We start from the raw sequence: 17,783 nt of genomic DNA, 5'->3' as shown, positions 1-17,783 counted from the left end.
AGATTTCCAGGAGGATCATGTGGTGACAGGCTCATCACACCGAGTGAGACGCGGTGAATCGGTCCGAGTCCTTGGGGCGGGCCACGGCGTGGGCGGCGTGACGTGGACCGGGGGGGGCCGGTTCCAGGTGGCGGATGAACTTGGAGCAGTGGGTGTAGGCCTCTTCGACGGTGAGGCGGACCCATACTTCGGGACTGCGCCCGCTCGTTCACCTCCAGCTCGCTTTCCTCGGCCTTCGGCTCGCCGTGAATCTGCGCGCCGCCGTAAGGGATCTCGCGCTCGGCGACAACATCATCTCGCAGTGGTGCCACGGCCTGGCTGAACCGCACGACCCACCGCCGACGGACCGGATCAACGGGTACCCCGAGGCCGTCGACACCTGGGGCTTCGGTCATCTCCGCGGCCTGCTGCGTCCGGAGGACGTGGTGGTGACGGAGGAGACGTCGCGGGTGTGCGACTGAGGTCCTCTGCGGCCCGGGACCGGTGTGCGCCCGCTACCGGCCCCGACCCAGGTGTCGGCGAACCATTCCTCTGACGTGCTCCAGCATCGCCTGGAGCACGTACTGCGGGGTCCGAAGCGGCCGTGCGGGCCGCCTCCCGGTACGTGGCCGCGTTCATGCCCGAAGTGCCTCGCCCGCGTCTGTACAGCGCTCGCGGGATGTCGCGCAAGCCGGCGGTGCCGTCGGTACGTGCGAAGGGGCCGAACCGGTACCGGGAGTCAGGCCGCGACGAGCTCCTGTTCGCGGTCCGGCGTCTCGACCTTGGGCTTCTTGTTCGGCAGCGAGAGCCGGAAGACCTTGTGCCACGCGGAGAACACCTGCTTGGGCAGCGGCCCGGTGACGTACTCCAGCTCGTACTTCTCGAACAAGGCGCGCACCTTCACCGCGACCTCGGCGTACCGGTTGCTCGGCAGGTCCGGGAACAGGTGGTGCTCGATCTGGTGCGACAGGTTGCCGGTCATGAAGTGCATGGCCTTGCTGCCGCTGATGTTCGCCGAGCCCATCATCTGGCGCAGGTACCACTGGCCGCGCGTCTCGTCCTTGATCGACCGGCGCTCGAAGACCTGCACGCCCTCCGGGAAGTGCCCGCACATGATCACCGAGTGGGTCCAGAGGTTGCGGACCAGGTTCGCGGTGAACGTGGCGGCGAGCGTGGTGAGGAACGACGGGCCCGAAAGGAGCGGGTGGATCACGTAGTCCTTGAGCACCTGCTTGCGGATCTTGCGGCCCACGGCCCTGGCCCGCGCGCGGAACTCCGGGTTCTTGCGGCGGCGCTTGTGCAGGTTCCTGCCGAGTTCCAGGTCGTAGGCGGCGATGCCGTACTCGAAGAAGCAGGCGTTGATGAAGTTCCACAGCGGCTGGCCGAGGTGGAACGGGTGCCACTTCTGGTCCTCGTCGACGCGCATGATGCCGTAGCCGAGGTCGTTGTCCTTGCCGATCACGTTGGTGTACGTGTGGTGCAGCTCGTTGTGCGAGTGCTTCCACTGATCGGCCGGCGAGACGTGGTCCCAGTCCCAGGTGGTGGAGTGGATCTTCGGGTCCCGCATCCAGTCCCACTGGCCGTGCAGGACGTTGTGGCCGATCTCCATGTTCTCCATGATCTTCGCCACGGACAGGCCGGCGGTGCCGATCAGCCACGCGGGCGGGAAGATCGAGAACAGCAGGACGCCCCTGCTGACCAGCTCGAGTTTGCGCTGCGCCGAGATGACCTTGCGGATGTAGGCGGCGTCCTTCTCACCGCGGCCGGCGATCACCTCGTCGCGGATCGCGTCCAGCTCGCGGCCCAGCTCCTCGATCTGCTCCGCGGTCAGGTGGGCGGTGGGGTCGATGGCGGTCAAGGTGCTCCTACCGTTCGATGTCGCAGGGGCCCGCCGCGGCGGACACGCAGGTCTGGATGAGGACGCCCGGCCCGGCCTCGGTGATCTCGCCGGTGCGCAGGTCGCGGACGGCGCCCGCCGTGAGCGGTGTGACGCAGCCGAAGCAGATGCCCATGCGGCACCCGGACGGCATGAGCACGCCGGCCTCCTCGCCGACGTCCAGCAACGGCGTGGCGCCGTCCGCGTCGACGGTCTTGCCGGTGGCGCCGAACGTGACCTCGCCACCGTCGCCGGTGACGACGACGCCGGGGCGGAAGCGTTCGGTGTGCAGGCGCTCCGGGACGCCGTGCGCGGTCCAGTGGTCCTCGGCGGCGTCGAGCAGGCCCGCGGGCCCGCACGCCCAGGTCTCGCGCTCGGCCCAGTCAGGCACGAGTTCGCCCAGACGGGCGATGTCCAGCATGCCGTCCGTGTCGGTGTGCAGCTCGGTGAGGCGCAGCTTCTTGTCCGCGACCAGGTCGTGCAGGTCGTTGCGGAAGATCACGTCGTGCGGACGCGGTGCGGAGTGGACCATGACGACGTCGTCGAACTCGTTGTCGCGCAGCATGCCCATCACCGGCGTGATGCCGCTGCCGGCCGTCAGGTAGAGCACCTTGGCGGGCTTGGCCTCCGGCAGCACGAAGTCGCCGGTCGCCTGGTCGAGCTGGATCAGCGTGCCCGGTTGCGCCCTGCGGACCAGGTGGTTGCTGACCTTGCCGTCCGGGATCGCCTTCACGGTGATCGTGATCCTGCCGTCCCGGCGGTTCGTCGGCGAGGTGACCGAGTAGGCGCGCCACAGGCGCACCCCGTCGACGTCGACCCCGATCCGCACGTACTGACCGGCTGTGTGGCCGCGCCAGCCCCGTCCCGGCCTGATCACGATGGTCGCGGCGTCACCCGTCTCGGGGTGCACGGCCTCGATGCGCCCCCGCAGGTCGGCGCCCGCACGCAGCGGGCTGACCAGGTCGAGGTAGTCCGACGGCAGCAGCGGCGTCGTGACCATCTCCAGCAGTTTCCACGCCCTACTGCGGAGGGCTGCACTCGTCATGACCCCAGCTTGATGTGCTTCGGGGAGTAAAGTCCTGTCCGCAGGACGTGAATCTGATCGGTTGAATTGTTCGCAGGGAACAAAAACGTGAGCCATGCAGTCCGGAGGGCCAGCGAGCTGGTCCTGGATGAGACGACGGTCACCGCGCTTCGGGCCGCGCTGAGGACCACCGCCGACGAGGTCGTCCAGGCGATCATCGACGAGGTCCCGCCCTACGCCAACGCCCTTTCGGGCCGCATGGGCGCCACCATCCGCCGAGCCGTCCGCACCGCCCTGGGCCTCTACCTCGACCTCGCGAGCGGGAACGCCACGGGCGGCGACGCCGGCGACGCGGCCTACGAGCTGGGCCGCGGCGAGGTCCGCGACGGCCGCTCGATGGACGCCCTGCTCAGCGCCTACCGGGTCGGCGCCCGCGTGGCCTGGCGAGGCCTGGCCGCAGGTGCCGTACCCGCAGGTCTGCCCGCCGCGCAGGTCGCCAAGTTCGCCGAGCTGACCTTCGCCTACATCGACGAGCTCTCCGCCGCGAGCGCCGCAGGCCACGCCGACGAACTGGCCGCGCGGGGCCGGGCCCACGAGCGCCACCTGGAACAACTGGCCCGCGACCTCCTCTCCGGCGCGAGCCCGGACGTGCTCCTCGCCGCTGCTGGGCGGGCGGGGTGGCAGCCGCCGGTTTCGCTGACCGCGGTCCTGCTGCCCGCCGCCCAGGCCCGGCCGGCCTACCGCGCGCTCGACCCGGGCACCCTTGTCCTCGACGATCTTCCGGACGCCTCCGGCGTGCTGCTCGTCCCCGATGCCGACCGAGCACATCTCCTGAGGCAGCTGCCCGACCGCACCTCCGTGGTCGGCCCGGCCCGGCCGTGGACGCGTGCGTCCGCCTCGTACGCGCGAGCCGTACGCGCGCGCTCCCTCTCCTGCGACATCCGCGACACCGAGGACCACCTGCCCGAGCTGGTACTGAGCGCCGACGCGGACGCGTTCGCCGACCTGCGTGCCCGAGCCCTCGCACCGTTGTGGACCTTGCAGGCCGCGACGGCGCGGCGGCTGGAGGAGACGTTGCGGGCGTGGCTGCTGCACCAGGGCAGGCGGGACGAGGTGGCGGCGGCGTTGTTCGTCCATCCCCAGACCGTCCGGTACCGGATGTCGCAGTTGCGGGAGCTGTTTCCGGATCTCGGGTCGCCGCACCGGGTTCTCGAACTGACGCTGGCGGTCGGTCTCCGGGTGGGCTGACGTGTCCTTCGACCACCCACGACCGCGTCCGGACCAACCCGAGGTACGGCTCTACCACCAGCAGACGAAGAATTTGCCGGCCTGCAGACTCAGGGCGTGCGGGAGCTGGGGCCGGGGATCGCCAGTGGTGTGGGTGTCAGGGTGGTGAGGTCGGTGGTATCGCCGGGCCGGGCGAGGTAGAGCCGGTACGGCTCTCCGTCAGCGGGGCGGAGCGTGACCTTGTGCCCCTCTGCCCGGCCCGCGGCCAGGGCGCGTAGGACCTGTTCAGCGTCTGCCGCCCGGACGTGGGGGTGGTAGATGTGGACGGGACCGAGTAGATCGGGCTCACCTGCTGCGCACGGGGGTGCTTCGGCCGCAGGGTCTTCACCACCGCACCGTTGCGGTAGGCGACGTCGATGGACCAGTGCAGATCGAGGCGGGTACGAGCCGGGGAAACCGTCCGGGAAGTACTTCAGCTGGTAGATCCACACGCGCCCGTCCACGGTCACCTTGATGTCGATACCACCGTCACCGCCACGCCCGTTCATCACCTCCACTTCGGCGTCCACGGCGTAGAGCCGGTGCACCAAGGCCTCCACGATGCGGTCGAACCGAGGCCGAGTGAGGTGGTCCCAATCGATCGCCATGTGCGTGCACCCTCCCGATGCCGGCGCTCAAGCGTCTCACCGCGCGCTGACACTCCGCACCGCACCGCACACGTCGGCGCCGCTTCCAGCGATCCGCGGAGGGGTTTCCTCCGGGGGTGGGAATGAGCCAGCTGTGGTCGTGTGGTGATGCGGCACACAAGTCGGCCTGTGATTGTGATGGTCTGCCACATATGCCGTTGACCAGCGGACTTCTACGTTGTGCCCACACCCGACGTCCCCGCAGACCCCCTGGAAGTGGTTCACATGGTCTCCCCAGCATCCGCCCCGAAGGCCCCGTCAGGCATCAGACGGATCGTCGCCGCCAGCCTCGTCGGGACCACCATCGAGTGGTACGACTTCTTCCTCTACGGCTCCGCCGCCGCCCTGGTGTTCAACACGCTGTTCTTCCCCTCCAGCGACCCCCTCGTCGGCACCCTCCTCGCGTTCCTCACCTACGCCGTCGGCTTCGCCGCGCGGCCGCTCGGCGGGGTGGTGTTCGGGCACTACGGGGACCGGATCGGGCGGAAGCGGCTGCTCGTGGTCAGCCTGTTGATGATGGGCGGGGCCACCTTCGCGATCGGGTTGCTGCCCACGCACGCCGCCGTCGGCGGGGCCGCGCCCGTGCTGTTGACCGTGCTGCGGCTGGTGCAGGGGTTCGCGCTCGGGGGTGAGTGGGGCGGGGCGGTGTTGCTCGTCGCCGAGCACGGGGACGACCGGAACCGGGGGTTCTGGGCGTCCTGGCCGCAGGCCGGTGCGCCCGGCGGGAACCTGCTGGCCACCGGGGTGCTGGCGCTGCTGGCCGCCGTCCAGTCCGACGAGGCGTTCCTCGCGTGGGGGTGGCGGGTGCCGTTCCTGCTGTCGGGGGTGCTGGTGGTGGTCGGGCTGTGGATACGGGTCTCGGTGTCGGAGTCGCCGGCGTTCCTGGAGGCGCGGGCCCGGGCCGAGGCCGAGGAGGCGGCGGGGGTCCGGCAGCGGCCGCCGGTGGTGGAGGTGCTGCGTTCGAGCCGGCGCGGGGTGCTCACCGCGATCGGGGTGCGGCTGGGTGAGAACGTCTCGTACTACGTGCTGACGGCGTTCCTGCTCGTGTACGTCACCGTGCACCTGCACCTCCCCAAGGGTGACGCGCTGAACGCCGTACTCATCGGCTCGGCGGTGCACTTCGTGACGATCCCGCTGTGGGGCGCGCTGTCGGACCGGATCGGGCGGCGTGCGGTGACCCTCGTGGGGTCGGTCGGCATGGCGGGCTGGGCGTTCGCCTTCTTCGCCCTGCTGGACTCGCGGTCCTTCCCGGTGATCGCCGTCGCGGTGACCGCCGGGCTGCTGCTGCACGGGGCGATGTACGGGCCCCAGGCGGCGTTCATCACGGAGATGTTCGACACCCGCGTCCGCTATTCGGGGGCCTCCATGGGGTCGCAGGTCGCCTCCATCATCGGCGGCGCCCTGGCCCCGGTCATCGCCGTGGAGCTCCTCAAGGAGTACGGGTCCTCCGTGCCGGTCTCCGTCTACCTCTGCGCGGCGGCGCTGATCACCACGGCGACCGCCCTGGCCGCACGGGAGACCCGCGGCCGCAGCCTCGACCGGCCCTCCCGCACGGCCGCGCCCGTCCCCGTCAAGGGCTGACCGGGGCCGCGCCCGTATGCTCACCGGCGTGACCACCGTGACGGAAGGCCTACGGGAGCTGCTCGGCCTGCTGGCCCAGGGGGCGCCGGCGGAGGAGTTCGCGCGGCCCGCGGCGGCCGCGCGCGCCGCCGGGGCCGGCGAGGCCGAACTGGCCGCCCTGGACGAGGCGACGGGGGTGGCGCTGGAGGTGCACCGGACGCTGGGCCGCCACCGTACCCGCGAGGCGGAGCTGACCGCGCTGTTCGACACCGCGGGGGACCTGGCCGCGCTGCGCGACCTGGACGCGGTGCTGCGGGCCATCACGCACCGCGCGAAGCAGCTGCTGCACACGGACGTCACGTACCTGTCGCTGATCGACGAGGCGGCGGGCGATACCTTCATGCGGGTGACCGAGGGGTCGGTGTCGGCGGCGTTCCAGCAACTGCGGCTGGGGATGGGCGAGGGACTGGGCGGCCTCGTCGCCCAGACGGCCCGTCCGTACGCCACCGGCGACTACCAGCGCGACCCGCGCTTCCAGCACACCGGCCCCATCGACAGCGCGGTCGGCGAGGAGGACCTGCACGCCATCCTCGGCGTCCCGCTGCGGCTGGGACCCAAGGTGATCGGGGTGCTCTTCGCCGCCGACCGCAGCCCGCGCGAGTTCGGCCCGCCCGAGGTGGCGCTGCTGTCCTCGCTCGCCGACCACGCCGCCATCGCCATCGACGGGGCCCGGCTGCTGGAGGAGACCCGCCGGGCCCTGGCCGAACTGGGCGCCGCTTCCCGGACCATCCAGGAGAACAGCGACGCGCTGCGCCGGGCCGAGCGGGCGCACGACCGGCTGACCGGTCTCGTCCTGCGCGGCGGCGACGTCGCCGAGGTGGCGGCCGCGATCGGTGCGCTGCTGGAGGGCGGCACGCTGGTCCACGACCCCGACGGCAGGGAGCTGGCCCGCGCGCAGGCCGGTCCCTGCCCGCCGCCGGCCGGGGCCGTGGCCGCCTCCCGGTCCGGCGGCCGGGCCGTCGCGGAGGGCGGCACCTGGGTGTGCGCCGTCCTTGCGGGTCCCGAACTCCTGGGCAGCATCACGCTGACGGGCCGCCCCGGCCTGGACGAGGCCGGGCGGCGCCTGTTCGAGCGGGCGGCGACGGTCACGGCCCTGCTGCTGCTCCTCGGCCGTTCCGTGGCGCAGACCGAGGACCGGATCCGCGGGGAGCTGCTCGGGGACCTGCTGGGCCCGTCCGCCGATCCGGGGAGCCTGGCCGTGCGGGCCGGCCGGCTGGGCGTGGACCTGGCCCGCCCGCACGCCCTCTTCGTCCTGCACAGTGACACCGTGCCCCGGCCGCGCCTGCTGACGGCAGCCGCGCACCACGCGCGCGAGCGCCGGGGACTGGCGGGGGTCCATCACGACCACGCCGTGCTGCTGGCCCCCTCGGAGGCGGCCGGCGCCGACGCGGCCCGGCTCGCCGCGGCCCTCGGGCGGAGCGTGGGCGCGCCCGTCACGGTGGGTGCGGCGCGGGCCGGCGACGGCCCGGGCGGGCTGCACGCCACGCACGCGGAGGCGCTGCGCTGCCTGTCGACGCTGCGGGCGCTGGGCCGGGCCGGTGACGGGAGCACGCTGGCGGACCTCGGGTTCCTCGGGGTGCTGCTGGGCGACCGGGCCGACCTGTCGGGCTTCGTACGGACGGTGCTCGGGCCGGTGCTGGACTACGACGCCCGGCGCGGCAGTGACCTCGTGGGGACACTGCGGGTCTACTTCGCGACGGGCATGAGCCAGGCGCGGGCGAAGGAGGCCCTGCACGTCCACGTGAACACCGTGGTGCAGCGCCTGGACCGCGTCGGCCGTCTCCTCGGCCCCGACTGGCAGTCCCCGGACCGCTCCCTGGAGCTCCAACTCGCCCTGCGCCTGCACCAGGTGTCGGCGCCGGCGGCTCCGGGGCCGGTTTCCTCCTGATCACGGCTGCCGCCGTTTGACAGGGCCGCACCCTCACCCCATCATTCCATTACTCATCTAGTGGATTCACTGAAAACACTGAAAAGGGGGAGGCTGTGCGACACACGACCACTTCCGGCGCGGCCGATTCCGGCACGACCACTTCCGGGGCGGCCGACGGCCGATGGGCCCTGGAGGCGCGCGGGCTGGGCAAGAAGTACCGGCGGGGCTGGGCACTGCGGGACTGCTCCTTCCGGATACCCGCCGGCCGCGTCACCGCCCTGGTGGGGCCCAACGGGGCGGGCAAGAGCACCCTGCTGAGCCTGGCGGCCGGCCTCGCGCAGCCCTCGGCCGGTGACCTGAGGATCTTCGGCACCCCCGCGGGCTCCCGCGCCTCCATGCCGCTGTGGGCGTATCTCGCGCAGGACAAGCCGCTGTTCAAGCGGTTCACCGTGGCGCAGACCCTGCGACTGGGCCAGGAGCTCAACCCGGCGTGGGACCAGGGGGTGGCGGAGCGGATCGTCCGCGCGGGGATGGTCCCGCCGGACGCCCGCGTGGGGGACCTGTCGGGCGGCCAGCGCACCCGCGTGGCCTTCGCGCTGGCCTTCGGCAAGCGCCCCGACCTGCTCCTGCTCGACGAGCCGATGGCCGATCTGGACCCGGTGGCCCGGGACGAGATGGGCGCCCTGCTGCTGTCCGAGGCCGCCGAGCACGGGACCACCGTCGTGATGTCCTCCCACCTGCTGAGCGAGATCGAGCCGATGTGCGACTACGTACTCGTGCTCGCCGACGGCCGGGTCCGGATGGCCGGGGAGGCCGACGAACTGGTCCCCATGCACACCCTGGTCAGCGGCGTGAGCACGGACGCCGGGCTGCCCGCCTCCCTGAACGACCACACCGTCATCGAGGTCCGGACCTCCGGCCGCCACTTCACCGCGCTGGTACGGCGCCAGGGCCCGCTGGACCAGGCGTGGCAGCAGGCGGAGCCGAGCATGGAGGAGGTACTGCTCGCCTACCTCCGCTCGCCCGGGGCCCCCGCGCTGCTCTCCCCCACCGCCGCCCCGCTGCACCGAGAGGAGTGCGCGGCATGAGCGCACCGACGGCGGGCGCGTCCCGACCCGCCACCGCCACCCCGACCGCGCCGCGCCCGCGCCGGCTGCGCGGGCTCGCCTGGCTGCTGGCCCGCCAGCACCGCACCGCCGTGATCACCTGCGCCGCCCTGACGGTCCTCGGCTCGGCCTACATCGTCTGGCAGCGCGCCGCCATGCTGGACACCCTGCACGCCACCGGCTGGCCCGCCACCTCCCCCCACTCCATCGACAGCGCGGTCTCCAACCGGACGCGCAACGATCTCGACTCCTTCGGCAGCACGCTCGGCTTCCTCCCCGTGCTGTTCGGCGTCCTCCTCGGCGCCCCGCTGATCTCCGCCGACAAGGAGCACGGGACGGCCCGGCTGATCGCCACCCAGTCCGTCCCGCGCGGCCGCTGGCTGCTGTGGAAGCTGTGCTTCGCCCTGGCGCTGGCGGCCGTACCGACGGCGGTCCTCAGCCTGCTCTACTCCTGGTGGTGGCACTCCGCCGGCCCCCTCGCGCCCGAAGACTGGCTCAACGGCGCGGTGTTCGGGACCACGGGCCCCGTCCTGGTGGCCTCGGCCCTGTTCGGCACCGCGCTCGGCATCACGATCGGGGCGCTGGCCCGCCGGTCGCTGCCGGCCATGGTGGCGACCTTCTTCACCTCGTACGCGGCCCTGTTCGCGGCCGGGCTGCTCAGGGAGCGGCTCGCCACGCCCCGGACGCTCGCCTACCCGCTGGGCGCCGCCCAGCCGGCCGTGCTCGACCACGTGGTGCAGGTGGACCAGTGGATCGGTACCGCCTCCGGCAAGCTCTACGGCTGGGGCACCTGCGTGCACGAGACCTCGCCGGAGGGCTGCCGGGCCTCGCTCGGGATCGTCAACTCGGTCTGGGAGTACTTCGGCCCCGACCAGATGGCCGGCATGCAGTGGACCGCGGCCGGGACCCTGCTGGGGCTGACCGCCCTCCTGGTGGGCGCGTTCCTGAGCCTGACCCGGCACTCGGCGCTCTGAACCGGACCACCCCCGCGGACGGCCTAGGCTGGAACGTCACCCCGGATTCCCGATGGACCGAGAAGCAGCAAGGAGGCGGGCACGGTGGTCGTGTTTCGCATCGAACGCCGCAGCGGCCTGCCCGCCTACCTCCAGATCGTGCAGCAGGTGGAGCAGGCCCTGCGGATGGGGGCGCTGGCCGAGGGCGACAAGCTGCCGACGGCGGCGCAGGTCGCCGCGACCACCAAGGTCAACCCCAACACCACGCTCAAGGCCTACCGCGAGCTGGAGCGCTCCGGCCTCGTCGAGGTGCGCCAGGGCTCCGGGACGTTCATCACCCGCTCGCTGGCCACGCCGCAGACGGCGCCGGAGTCCCCGCTGCGCACGGGCCTCGGGGAGTGGATGCGCGAGGCCCGCGAGCAGGGGCTGAGCGCCCGCGACGTGTCGACGCTCTTCGGCGCGGTGCTCGGCGAGCACTACCCACCCCCACCGTGAACCTTTCATTCGTTGCAGGATCGTGAATACGATCTTTCATAACAAGATAAAACCCCGATCCGTGCCTACTGTTCAGAGGTACCGCGCTTGACGCGTTCTTCTACCTCTGGATCCCACGATGTCTGCTGTTCCACCGCGCCGCCGCCGCACCGCCCTCGCCCTCACCACCACCGCGACCGCCCTCGCGCTGCTCGTCTCCGGCTGCGGGTTCGGGGGCTCGGAGGGCAAGCGCATCCGCGTGGGCGTCTCGGGCGACTCCCCCGAGTGGGACGTCCTCGCCAAGGAGGCCAGGAAGGAGGGACTCACCGTCGAGACGGTGGTCTTTGACGACTACTCGCTGCCCAACAAGGCGCTCAGCGCGGGCGACATCGAGCTCAACGCCTTCCAGCACCTGGTCTTCCTCGCCCAGTCCAACACCGAGAACAAGACCGACATCGCCCCCGTCGCCGCGACCACGGTCGTACCGCTCGGCCTCTACTCCGCCAAGCACAAGCAGCTCGCCGACCTCCCCGACGGGGCCTCGGTCACCCTGCCCAACGACCCCGCCAACCAGGGCCGCGGACTGCGCGTCCTGGAACAGGCCAAGGTCATCGAGCTGAAGAAGGACGCCGGGCTCTTCGCCACCCCCGACGACATCACCGCCAACCCCAAGCACATCAAGATCACCCCGGTGAACGCCCAGCAGACCCCGCGCACCCTCAAGGACGCGGACGCCGCGGTCATCAACGACGGTGTCGCCGAACTCGCCGGCATCGACGCCAAGACCGCCCTGTTCAAGGACGACCCGGCGAGCCCGCAGTCCGTTCCGTACCTCAACGTCATCGCCGCCCGCGCGGACCGCAAGGACGACCCGGACTACGCGAAGATCGTCGAGCTGTACGCCTCCCAGGCCGTCCAGGACGAGGTCCGCCGCACCAGCAACGGCACCGCCCACCACATCGACCTGCCCGCCCCAGAGCTCCAGGCCGAGCTGGCCCGCATCACGAAGCAGCTGGCGAAGTGACCGCCGCACCCTCCGGCCACCCGGCGGCCGCCCACCACCCCGCGGTCGAATTCCGCGCCGTGCGCAAGGAGTTCCCGGGCGGGGCCGTCGCCGTCGACGACGTCAGCCTGACCGTCGGGGCGGGCACCGTCTTCGGGGTCGTCGGACACAGCGGCGCCGGCAAGTCCACCCTGCTGCGCCTGGTCAACGGCCTGGAGGAGCCCACCTCGGGCAGCGTCCTGGTCGACGGCCACGACCTGGCCGCCCTCGGCGAGCGCGGGCTGCGGCCCGTACGCCGGGAAATCGGCATGGTCTTCCAGCAGTTCAACCTCTTCCGCTCCCGCACCGTTCTCGGCAACGTCCTCTACCCGCTGCGCCTGGCCGGCCTGGACCGGGCCGCCGCCCGGGCACGCGCCGAGGAGACCCTGGAGTTCGTCGGGCTCTCCGGGCACGGCAAGCGCTACCCCGAACAGCTCTCCGGCGGGCAGCGGCAGCGGGTCGGCATCGCCCGCGCCCTCGCCACCCGCCCCAAGGCGCTGCTGTGCGACGAGGCCACGTCCGCCCTCGACCCGCAGACGACCGGCGAGGTGCTGGCCCTGCTCCGCCGGGTCAACCGCGAACTGGGCGTCACCATCGTGCTCATCACCCACGAGATGGAGGTCGTACGCGGCCTCTGCGACCGGGTGGCGGTCATGGAGGACGGCCGCGTGGTGGAGACCGGCGAGGTCTACGAGGTCTTCGCGCGCCCGCAGCACCCCACCACGGCCGCCTTCGTCCGCTCGGCGCTGCACGCCGAACCGGACGGCGAACTCCTGGAACGGCTGCGCGCCCGCCATCCGGGGCGGCTCGTGACGGTACCGGTGGTCGACGGCGTACCGGTCATGGAAGGCCTCTCGCCGCTGCTGCGCGAGCACGGCGTCGACTTCACCTTCGTCCACGGCGGGGTCGGCGAGGTCCGCGGGCGCCCGCTGGGCAGCGTGACCATCGAACTGCGGGGCGAGCGGGCGGCGGTCGAGGCCGTCGAAGCGGGCCTCGACCCGTCCGGCCGCCGGAAGGCGGGTGTGCGGTGAAGGCCGACTGGAGCACCTTCTGGCCGAAGGTCCTCGACGCGACCGGCGAGACCGTCTACATGGTGCTGATCACCCTCGCGCTGTCCAGCGCGGGCGGCCTCGCCGTCGGGCTCGCCCTCTACGCCACGCGCAAGGGCGGCGTCCTGCCGAACCGGGTCGTGCACGCGGTGCTCGGCACGTTCATCAACGTCATCCGGCCCATCCCCTTCATCATCGCGATCGTGGCCCTCGCCCCCGTCACCCGGGCGGTGGTCGGCACCATGATCGGCACCGATGCCGCGGTCTTCCCGATGACGGTCGTGGCCACCTTCGGGATCGCCCGGATCGTGGAGTCCAACCTGCTGGCCGTGGAGCCGGGCGTCGTCGAGGCGGCCCGTTCGATGGGGGCCGGCCCGCTGCGGATCCTGCTCACGGTGCTGGTCCCGGAGGCCCTCGGGCCGCTGGTGCTCGGCCTGACGTTCATGCTCGTCGCGCTGATCGACTTCTCCGCGGTGGCGGGCACCGTCGGCGGCGGCGGGGTGGGCAACCTGGCCATGACGTACGGGTACCTGCGCTTCGACACGTCCGTGATGGTGGTGACCGTACTGGTCCTGATCGTGCTGGTGCAGTCGGCCCAGTTCCTGGGCGACCGCGTCTCGCGCCGGATCCTCCGGCGCTGACCGCCCCTGGTCGCGCAGGACGGCGGCGCCCCCGGCACGGGGCGCCGCCGACGGTCAGTAGGTGTAGCTCAGGCCCGACTTGTACGGGGTCAGCGTCCGCTGGCCCACCACGCCGCGGTACGTGTACCAGCCCCACTTCTTGCACATCGTCTGGTAGCTCAGGGTGTTGTACGCCCCCGATCCCACCCGGACGCGCGGGTAGATGACGTTGTCACCCCAGTCGCCGCCGGCCGGACCGCTGGAATAGGCGTCCACCGCCCAGTACACCCCGACGACGGAGCCGCCGGCCGGGCAGTTCCAGCTGCCGAAGTTGACCCAGACGTTCCCTCCCGTCCAGGCACTGGCCGGAGCGGCGCTCAGGCCGACGATGCCGAGCGCCAGCAGGGAACCCGTCAGCACCCCACGGGATTTACGCAGCAGTGATCCACGCATGTGACCTCCCCGGTCACGGCCGGGCGCCTTCGCACCCCTGCCGTGCGCAGCAGGCTGTCATATGAGTCACAGGATTGTCTGACTTTCGGCTTGATATCTCGGAAGTCGAACTATCGCCCGAGATAAACCTGTTCGGATCAGGGGCCTCCCCGGCCGCTTCAGGCGGCCACGGCCGTGGTGACCACCAGCGGCGGCCTCTCCCGTTCGGCCGTCCAGGGGCGGCTCGCCACGAGGGCGGCATCGGCCGCTTCCCCCGCCTCCGCCACCGTCGGACGGTGCTGGGCCACGTCCCGGAAGCCGGCCCGCTCCAGCAGCCCGGGCAGGAGACCGACGGGCCAGGCGTGGTTGCGCACCTCCTGCCAGGAGCCGTCGGTGCGCCTCAGCCGTACGGTCAGCTCCTGGCCCGGCGCGTACACCGCGCCCGGGTCCCCGATCCGCAGGGAGGCGTACTCGGTGCCGGTGCAGGCCGGGTCGGTGGCCAGCAGGACGAACGGGCCGCCGGGGCGCAGCAGCCGGCGGGCCTCCCGGAACACGGCCAGCACCGCTTCCTCGTCGGGCAGGGAGGCGAGCACGTGGCTGCACATGACCGCGTCCGCGCTGCCGTCCGCCAGGGCGGCCACGCGGCCGTCCTCGACCAGGTGGTACTCGGCCGCCCCGGTGTCCGAGGCGCGGGCCAGGGCCAGCATCTCGGGCGAGGTGTCCACCCCCACGACCCGCGCCCCCAGCAGCCGGGCGGCGTGCCCGGCGACCTTGCCGAGACCGCATCCGTAGTCCACGAGGACCTTCCCGGTGCCGATCCGCCCGCGGGCCAGGGCCCGGAAGACGAACGGGTAGCCGAGCAGCCAGTCCGTGGCCGCCTCCAGCGCGGCGAAGGCCCGCGCTCCCTCACTCCCGGACCAGGCGGCCGCGCCGGCGGCGTCCTGGTCCCCGGAATCCCGCACCGAGTCGCTCACAGCCCCCACTATCGACCCGCGCCGGCCCCGGCGCGGTACCGCGACACGGCCCGGTATCTCGTGCGCGAGCTCGAGCGCGCGCTGCGCGGCTACCTCTCGGACACCCTCGGCTGGGACCCGGCCGGCCCTTCCGGCCGGAGCGCGCGGGCGGCCAGGGCCGCGAAGGCGCAGCAGGCCGCAGGCAGCAGCAGGGCCGGCCCGAGCGGTACGAGGCGGGTGAGGGGGCCGATCACCGCGGGGCCGGCGAGCATGCCGAGGTAGCCCAGGCCCGCGACGCGGGCGACGTTGGCCCCGGCGGCCTCCGGGTCCGCGTGGCCCGCCGCGCTGAAGAGCTGCGGGACGCAGCCGGAGAGGCCGGCGCCGAAGAGGGTCCAGCCGGCGAGGGCCGCCGGGACGCCGGGCGCGGCCACGGCCAGGGCCAGGCCGGCCGCCGCGAGGGCGGCTCCGTAGCGCAGGACCGCGACGGGCCCGGTGCGCGCCGCCACCCGGTCGGCGAGGAACCGCCCGGCGGTCATGGCGGTCGCGAAGGCCCCGTAGGCGAGGGCGGCGGTGGCGGCGGGCGCGCCGAGGGAGTCCTTGAGGTGCAGCGCGCTCCAGTCGTTGGCGACGCCCTCGCAGAGCATCAGCAGGAAGGCGAGTACGGCCAGCATCCGCACGCGCGGCGAGGCCCGGCGGGCCCGGCGGGCGGCAGGGGCGCCGGCCGGCGCGGGGGCCGGCGCGGGGCCGGGCGCGGGGTCCGGGTCCAGCAGGGCGGGGGCGGCGAGGACCGCGAGGAGGAAACCCCCGAGGGCGGTGGCGCCGAGGGTGGCGGCGGCCGGGAGGCCGAGGCCCAGGGCGGCGGCGCCGGCCAGGGCGGCGAGGGCGCCGCCGACGGAGAAGACGGCGTGGAAGGCGGACATGACGGGGCGCCCGTAGCCGCGTTCCACCTGGACGGCGTGCGTGTTCATGCCGACGTCGAGGCAGCCGTTGCCGAAGCCGAGCAGCAGCAGCGCGGCGCCCAGCGCGGGCGCGTCGCCCGCCCAGGCGGGCGGCACCAGCGCGACGGCGCACAGGGCGGCGCCGGCGGGGACGGTCACGTGCGCGCCGAAGCGGTCGGTGAGCGGTCCGGCCACCCGCATGCCGGCGAAGGCGCCGGCGCCGAGGAGGAGCAGGAGCCAGCCGAGGAGGGCGTGGTCGGCACCTATGCGGTGCCGCACCACCGGGATGTGCACGATCCACATGCCCATGAGGAAGCCGTTGAGGGCGAAGTAGGCGAAGGTGGCCCGCCGCCCCTTCCGCAGGCGTACGGAGGGGGGCGGCCCTTGGAGTCCGGGGCCGTGTGCGATTGACTGCATGCAACCGAACATAACAAACACCCTTCATGTTCGAAACTTGCCTTTCGAACATCGCCGATGTTCAATTCGGGTATGAGTGCAGACCGCCTGAGGCAGATCACCGACGCCGTCCGCGCGAGCGGCAGCCGCAGCGTCACGGAGCTCGCGGAGCTCACCGGCGCCTCCGAGATGACCATCCGCCGCGACCTGGAGGCCCTCGCCGAACAGGGGGTGCTGGAGCGCTACCGGGGCGGGGCGCGGAGCCTGCTGCTGCGCGGGGAGGAGACGCCCTTCCCGCTGCGCGCCCGGGACGGGCTGGAGGCCAAGCGGCGCATCGCCGCCGAGGTCACGGCCCTGCTGGCGGACGGGGAATCGGTCGTCCTGGACAGCGGGACCACCTGCCTGGAGGTGGCGCGCGCCCTGCACCACCGCCGGCTCACCGTCATGCCGCTGTCCCTGCACGCCGCCAACGCCCTCGCCGACGCGCCCCGCCTGACACTGCTGCTGCCGGGCGGGGCGCCGCGCAAGGGCGAGCTCGCCCTCACCGGGCCGCTGACCGAGGCCTCCCTCGCCGCCCTGCGCTTCGACACCGCCGTCATCGGCTGCTGCGGCCTGAGCGCGAAGGACGGTCTGACCGCCTACGACCTGGCCGACGCCGCCGTCAAGCGCGCCGCGATCGCCTCCGCGCGCCGCGTCATCGCCGTCACCGAGTCCGCCAAGCTCTCGCGCACCGCCCTCGCGCACGTGCTGCCCGCCTCCGCGCTGCACGCCGTGGTCACCGACGAGGGGGCCCCGCAGGACGAGGCCGACGCCCTGGCCGCGGCCGGCGTGACCGTACGGAAGGTGTGAGCGATGGACGAGATCCTGCTGTTCGACATGTTCGGCGTCATCGCCCGCCACCAGTCACCGCAGGGCAAGGCCCGCCTGGCCGAGGCGGCCGGGGTGTCCGGGACATCCGGGATGTCCGGGGAGGCCTTCTGGGAGGCGTACTGGGCGCTGCGGCCGCCCTACGACAGCGGCGCCGTGGACGGACCGGAGTACTGGCGCCTGGTGGCCGGAGCGCTCGGGACCGGCTTCGGACCGGGCCGGGTCGCCGCGCTCGTGGAGGCCGACATCGCGAGCTGGAGCGCCGTGGACGCGGAGATGGTGGACCTGATCGGGGAACTGGCCGCGTCCGGACGGCGGATCGCGCTGCTGTCGAACATCCCGGAGGAGCTCGCCGTCCACTACGAGCGCCACCACCCCTGGCTCGCCCACTTCGAGGTGCGGGGCCTGTCCTGCCGGATCGGCCACGCCAAGCCGGCGCCCGGCGCCTACGAGTGGTGCCTGCGGGCGCTGGACGCGGCACCCGGCCGGGTCCTGTTCGTCGACGACCGGCAGGAGAACGTCGACGCCGCCCGCGCCCTCGGCATCCGGGGCCACCGCTTCACCTCGGCGGCCGCGCTGCGCGAGGCGCTCGCCCGCTAGGGCGTGCCGTCGCGGACACCCCCTGGGGTGGCCGCGCGGCGGGCGGCGGCGCTCCGGGCGCGCGACCATGA

The 17,783-nt window shown here is 72.9% G+C and carries 18 protein-coding genes; 12 read left to right on the top strand and 6 right to left on the bottom strand.

From position 1 onward, the window contains the following. The first annotated feature begins 245 nt into the window (after nucleotides 1-245). A complete protein-coding gene (locus ACZ518_RS12025) occupies nucleotides 246-461 on the top strand; it encodes a hypothetical protein (RefSeq protein WP_469112905.1) in 216 nt (71 codons plus the stop codon). 257 nt (nucleotides 462-718) lie between these two features. On the opposite strand, the gene ACZ518_RS12020 is transcribed toward ACZ518_RS12025, so the two are convergent. Both ACZ518_RS12020 and ACZ518_RS12015 read right to left on the bottom strand, forming a co-directional pair. Further along, complete coding sequence (locus tag ACZ518_RS12020) at nucleotides 719-1,837, bottom strand: fatty acid desaturase family protein (RefSeq protein WP_469112904.1); 1,119 nt, start codon at nucleotides 1,835-1,837, stop codon at nucleotides 719-721. Nucleotides 1,838-1,844: 7 nt separating this feature from the next. Then, a complete protein-coding gene (locus ACZ518_RS12015; protein WP_469112903.1) occupies nucleotides 1,845-2,900 on the bottom strand; it encodes a ferredoxin reductase in 1,056 nt (351 codons plus the stop codon). Nucleotides 2,901-2,987: 87 nt separating this feature from the next. Here ACZ518_RS12015 and ACZ518_RS12010 point away from each other — a divergent pair, with 87 nt between their 5' ends. Further along, on the top strand, nucleotides 2,988-4,127 hold the full coding sequence (locus ACZ518_RS12010; RefSeq protein WP_469112902.1) for a PucR family transcriptional regulator: 1,140 nt from the start codon (nucleotides 2,988-2,990) through the stop codon (nucleotides 4,125-4,127). An 89-nt stretch (nucleotides 4,128-4,216) separates the two neighbouring features. On the opposite strand, the gene ACZ518_RS12005 is transcribed toward ACZ518_RS12010, so the two are convergent. Next, nucleotides 4,217-4,753 carry a hypothetical protein gene (locus tag ACZ518_RS12005; protein WP_469112901.1) on the bottom strand — a complete coding sequence of 179 codons (537 nt, stop codon included), beginning with the start codon at nucleotides 4,751-4,753 and terminating at the stop codon, nucleotides 4,217-4,219. Between the two features lie 264 nt (nucleotides 4,754-5,017). On the opposite strand from ACZ518_RS12005, the gene ACZ518_RS12000 reads away from it, so the two are divergent. From ACZ518_RS12000 to ACZ518_RS11965, 8 genes are all read left to right on the top strand, one after another. Further along, a complete protein-coding gene (locus ACZ518_RS12000; RefSeq protein WP_469112900.1) occupies nucleotides 5,018-6,373 on the top strand; it encodes an MFS transporter in 1,356 nt (451 codons plus the stop codon). A gap of 16 nt (nucleotides 6,374-6,389) precedes the next feature. After that, nucleotides 6,390-8,300 carry a helix-turn-helix domain-containing protein gene (locus ACZ518_RS11995; protein WP_469112899.1) on the top strand — a complete coding sequence of 637 codons (1,911 nt, stop codon included), beginning with the start codon at nucleotides 6,390-6,392 and terminating at the stop codon, nucleotides 8,298-8,300. Nucleotides 8,301-8,470: 170 nt separating this feature from the next. Beyond that, nucleotides 8,471-9,370, top strand: coding sequence for an ABC transporter ATP-binding protein (locus ACZ518_RS11990; protein WP_469112961.1), 900 nt, complete (start codon nucleotides 8,471-8,473; stop codon nucleotides 9,368-9,370). Beyond that, complete coding sequence (locus tag ACZ518_RS11985; protein ID WP_469112898.1) at nucleotides 9,367-10,362, top strand: ABC transporter permease; 996 nt, start codon at nucleotides 9,367-9,369, stop codon at nucleotides 10,360-10,362. Before ACZ518_RS11990 ends, ACZ518_RS11985 begins: the two co-directional genes overlap by 4 nt. Nucleotides 10,363-10,446: 84 nt before the next feature. Further along, nucleotides 10,447-10,836 carry a GntR family transcriptional regulator gene (locus ACZ518_RS11980; RefSeq protein ID WP_469112897.1) on the top strand — a complete coding sequence of 130 codons (390 nt, stop codon included), beginning with the start codon at nucleotides 10,447-10,449 and terminating at the stop codon, nucleotides 10,834-10,836. Nucleotides 10,837-10,954: 118 nt separating this feature from the next. Further along, complete coding sequence (locus tag ACZ518_RS11975) at nucleotides 10,955-11,839, top strand: MetQ/NlpA family ABC transporter substrate-binding protein (protein WP_469112896.1); 885 nt, start codon at nucleotides 10,955-10,957, stop codon at nucleotides 11,837-11,839. Beyond that, nucleotides 11,836-12,888: a methionine ABC transporter ATP-binding protein gene (locus ACZ518_RS11970; protein WP_469112895.1), complete on the top strand. Its 1,053-nt coding sequence runs from the start codon at nucleotides 11,836-11,838 to the stop codon at nucleotides 12,886-12,888. Before ACZ518_RS11975 ends, ACZ518_RS11970 begins: the two co-directional genes overlap by 4 nt. Then, nucleotides 12,885-13,547: a methionine ABC transporter permease gene (locus tag ACZ518_RS11965; RefSeq protein WP_125595503.1), complete on the top strand. Its 663-nt coding sequence runs from the start codon at nucleotides 12,885-12,887 to the stop codon at nucleotides 13,545-13,547. The genes ACZ518_RS11970 and ACZ518_RS11965 overlap by 4 nt, the downstream gene beginning before the upstream one ends. A 54-nt stretch (nucleotides 13,548-13,601) precedes the next feature. On the opposite strand, the gene ACZ518_RS11960 is transcribed toward ACZ518_RS11965, so the two are convergent. The 3 genes from ACZ518_RS11960 to ACZ518_RS11950 all read right to left on the bottom strand — a co-directional run bounded on the left by ACZ518_RS11960 (nucleotide 13,602) and on the right by ACZ518_RS11950 (nucleotide 16,266). Next, nucleotides 13,602-13,946, bottom strand: coding sequence for a hypothetical protein (locus tag ACZ518_RS11960; protein ID WP_469112894.1), 345 nt, complete (start codon nucleotides 13,944-13,946; stop codon nucleotides 13,602-13,604). A 191-nt stretch (nucleotides 13,947-14,137) separates the two neighbouring features. After that, nucleotides 14,138-14,932: a class I SAM-dependent methyltransferase gene (locus ACZ518_RS11955; RefSeq protein ID WP_469112893.1), complete on the bottom strand. Its 795-nt coding sequence runs from the start codon at nucleotides 14,930-14,932 to the stop codon at nucleotides 14,138-14,140. Between the two features lie 89 nt (nucleotides 14,933-15,021). Further along, nucleotides 15,022-16,266, bottom strand: coding sequence for an MFS transporter (locus ACZ518_RS11950; RefSeq protein ID WP_469112892.1), 1,245 nt, complete (start codon nucleotides 16,264-16,266; stop codon nucleotides 15,022-15,024). A 72-nt stretch (nucleotides 16,267-16,338) separates the two neighbouring features. Here ACZ518_RS11950 and ACZ518_RS11945 point away from each other — a divergent pair, with 72 nt between their 5' ends. After that, the gene (locus tag ACZ518_RS11945; RefSeq protein WP_469112891.1) at nucleotides 16,339-17,094 is read left to right on the top strand and encodes a DeoR/GlpR family DNA-binding transcription regulator; all 756 of its coding nucleotides are present in this window, start codon (nucleotides 16,339-16,341) and stop codon (nucleotides 17,092-17,094) included. A gap of 3 nt (nucleotides 17,095-17,097) precedes the next feature. Beyond that, nucleotides 17,098-17,712, top strand: a complete 615-nt coding sequence (locus tag ACZ518_RS11940; RefSeq protein ID WP_469112890.1) for an HAD family hydrolase — start codon at nucleotides 17,098-17,100, stop codon at nucleotides 17,710-17,712. Nucleotides 17,713-17,783 lie beyond the last annotated feature (71 nt).

Source organism: Streptomyces sp. NPDC033966, from assembly GCF_055575955.1.
This window is presented reverse-complemented; position numbering and strand designations above follow the sequence as displayed.

Excerpts from the sequence above, each read along its gene's own strand:
- ACZ518_RS12015 (WP_469112903.1), bottom strand. The coding sequence starts at position 2,900 with ATGACGAGTGCAGCCCTCCGCAGTAGGGCGTGGAAACTGCTGGAGATG.
- ACZ518_RS12005 (WP_469112901.1), bottom strand. The coding sequence starts at position 4,753 with ATGGCGATCGATTGGGACCACCTCACTCGGCCTCGGTTCGACCGCATC.
- ACZ518_RS12000 (WP_469112900.1), top strand. The coding sequence starts at position 5,018 with ATGGTCTCCCCAGCATCCGCCCCGAAGGCCCCGTCAGGCATCAGACGG.
- ACZ518_RS11995 (WP_469112899.1), top strand. The coding sequence starts at position 6,390 with ATGCTCACCGGCGTGACCACCGTGACGGAAGGCCTACGGGAGCTGCTC.
- ACZ518_RS11985 (WP_469112898.1), top strand. The coding sequence starts at position 9,367 with ATGAGCGCACCGACGGCGGGCGCGTCCCGACCCGCCACCGCCACCCCG.
- ACZ518_RS11975 (WP_469112896.1), top strand. The coding sequence starts at position 10,955 with ATGTCTGCTGTTCCACCGCGCCGCCGCCGCACCGCCCTCGCCCTCACC.
- ACZ518_RS11950 (WP_469112892.1), bottom strand. The coding sequence starts at position 16,266 with ATGCAGTCAATCGCACACGGCCCCGGACTCCAAGGGCCGCCCCCCTCC.
- ACZ518_RS11945 (WP_469112891.1), top strand. The coding sequence starts at position 16,339 with ATGAGTGCAGACCGCCTGAGGCAGATCACCGACGCCGTCCGCGCGAGC.
- ACZ518_RS11940 (WP_469112890.1), top strand. The coding sequence starts at position 17,098 with ATGGACGAGATCCTGCTGTTCGACATGTTCGGCGTCATCGCCCGCCAC.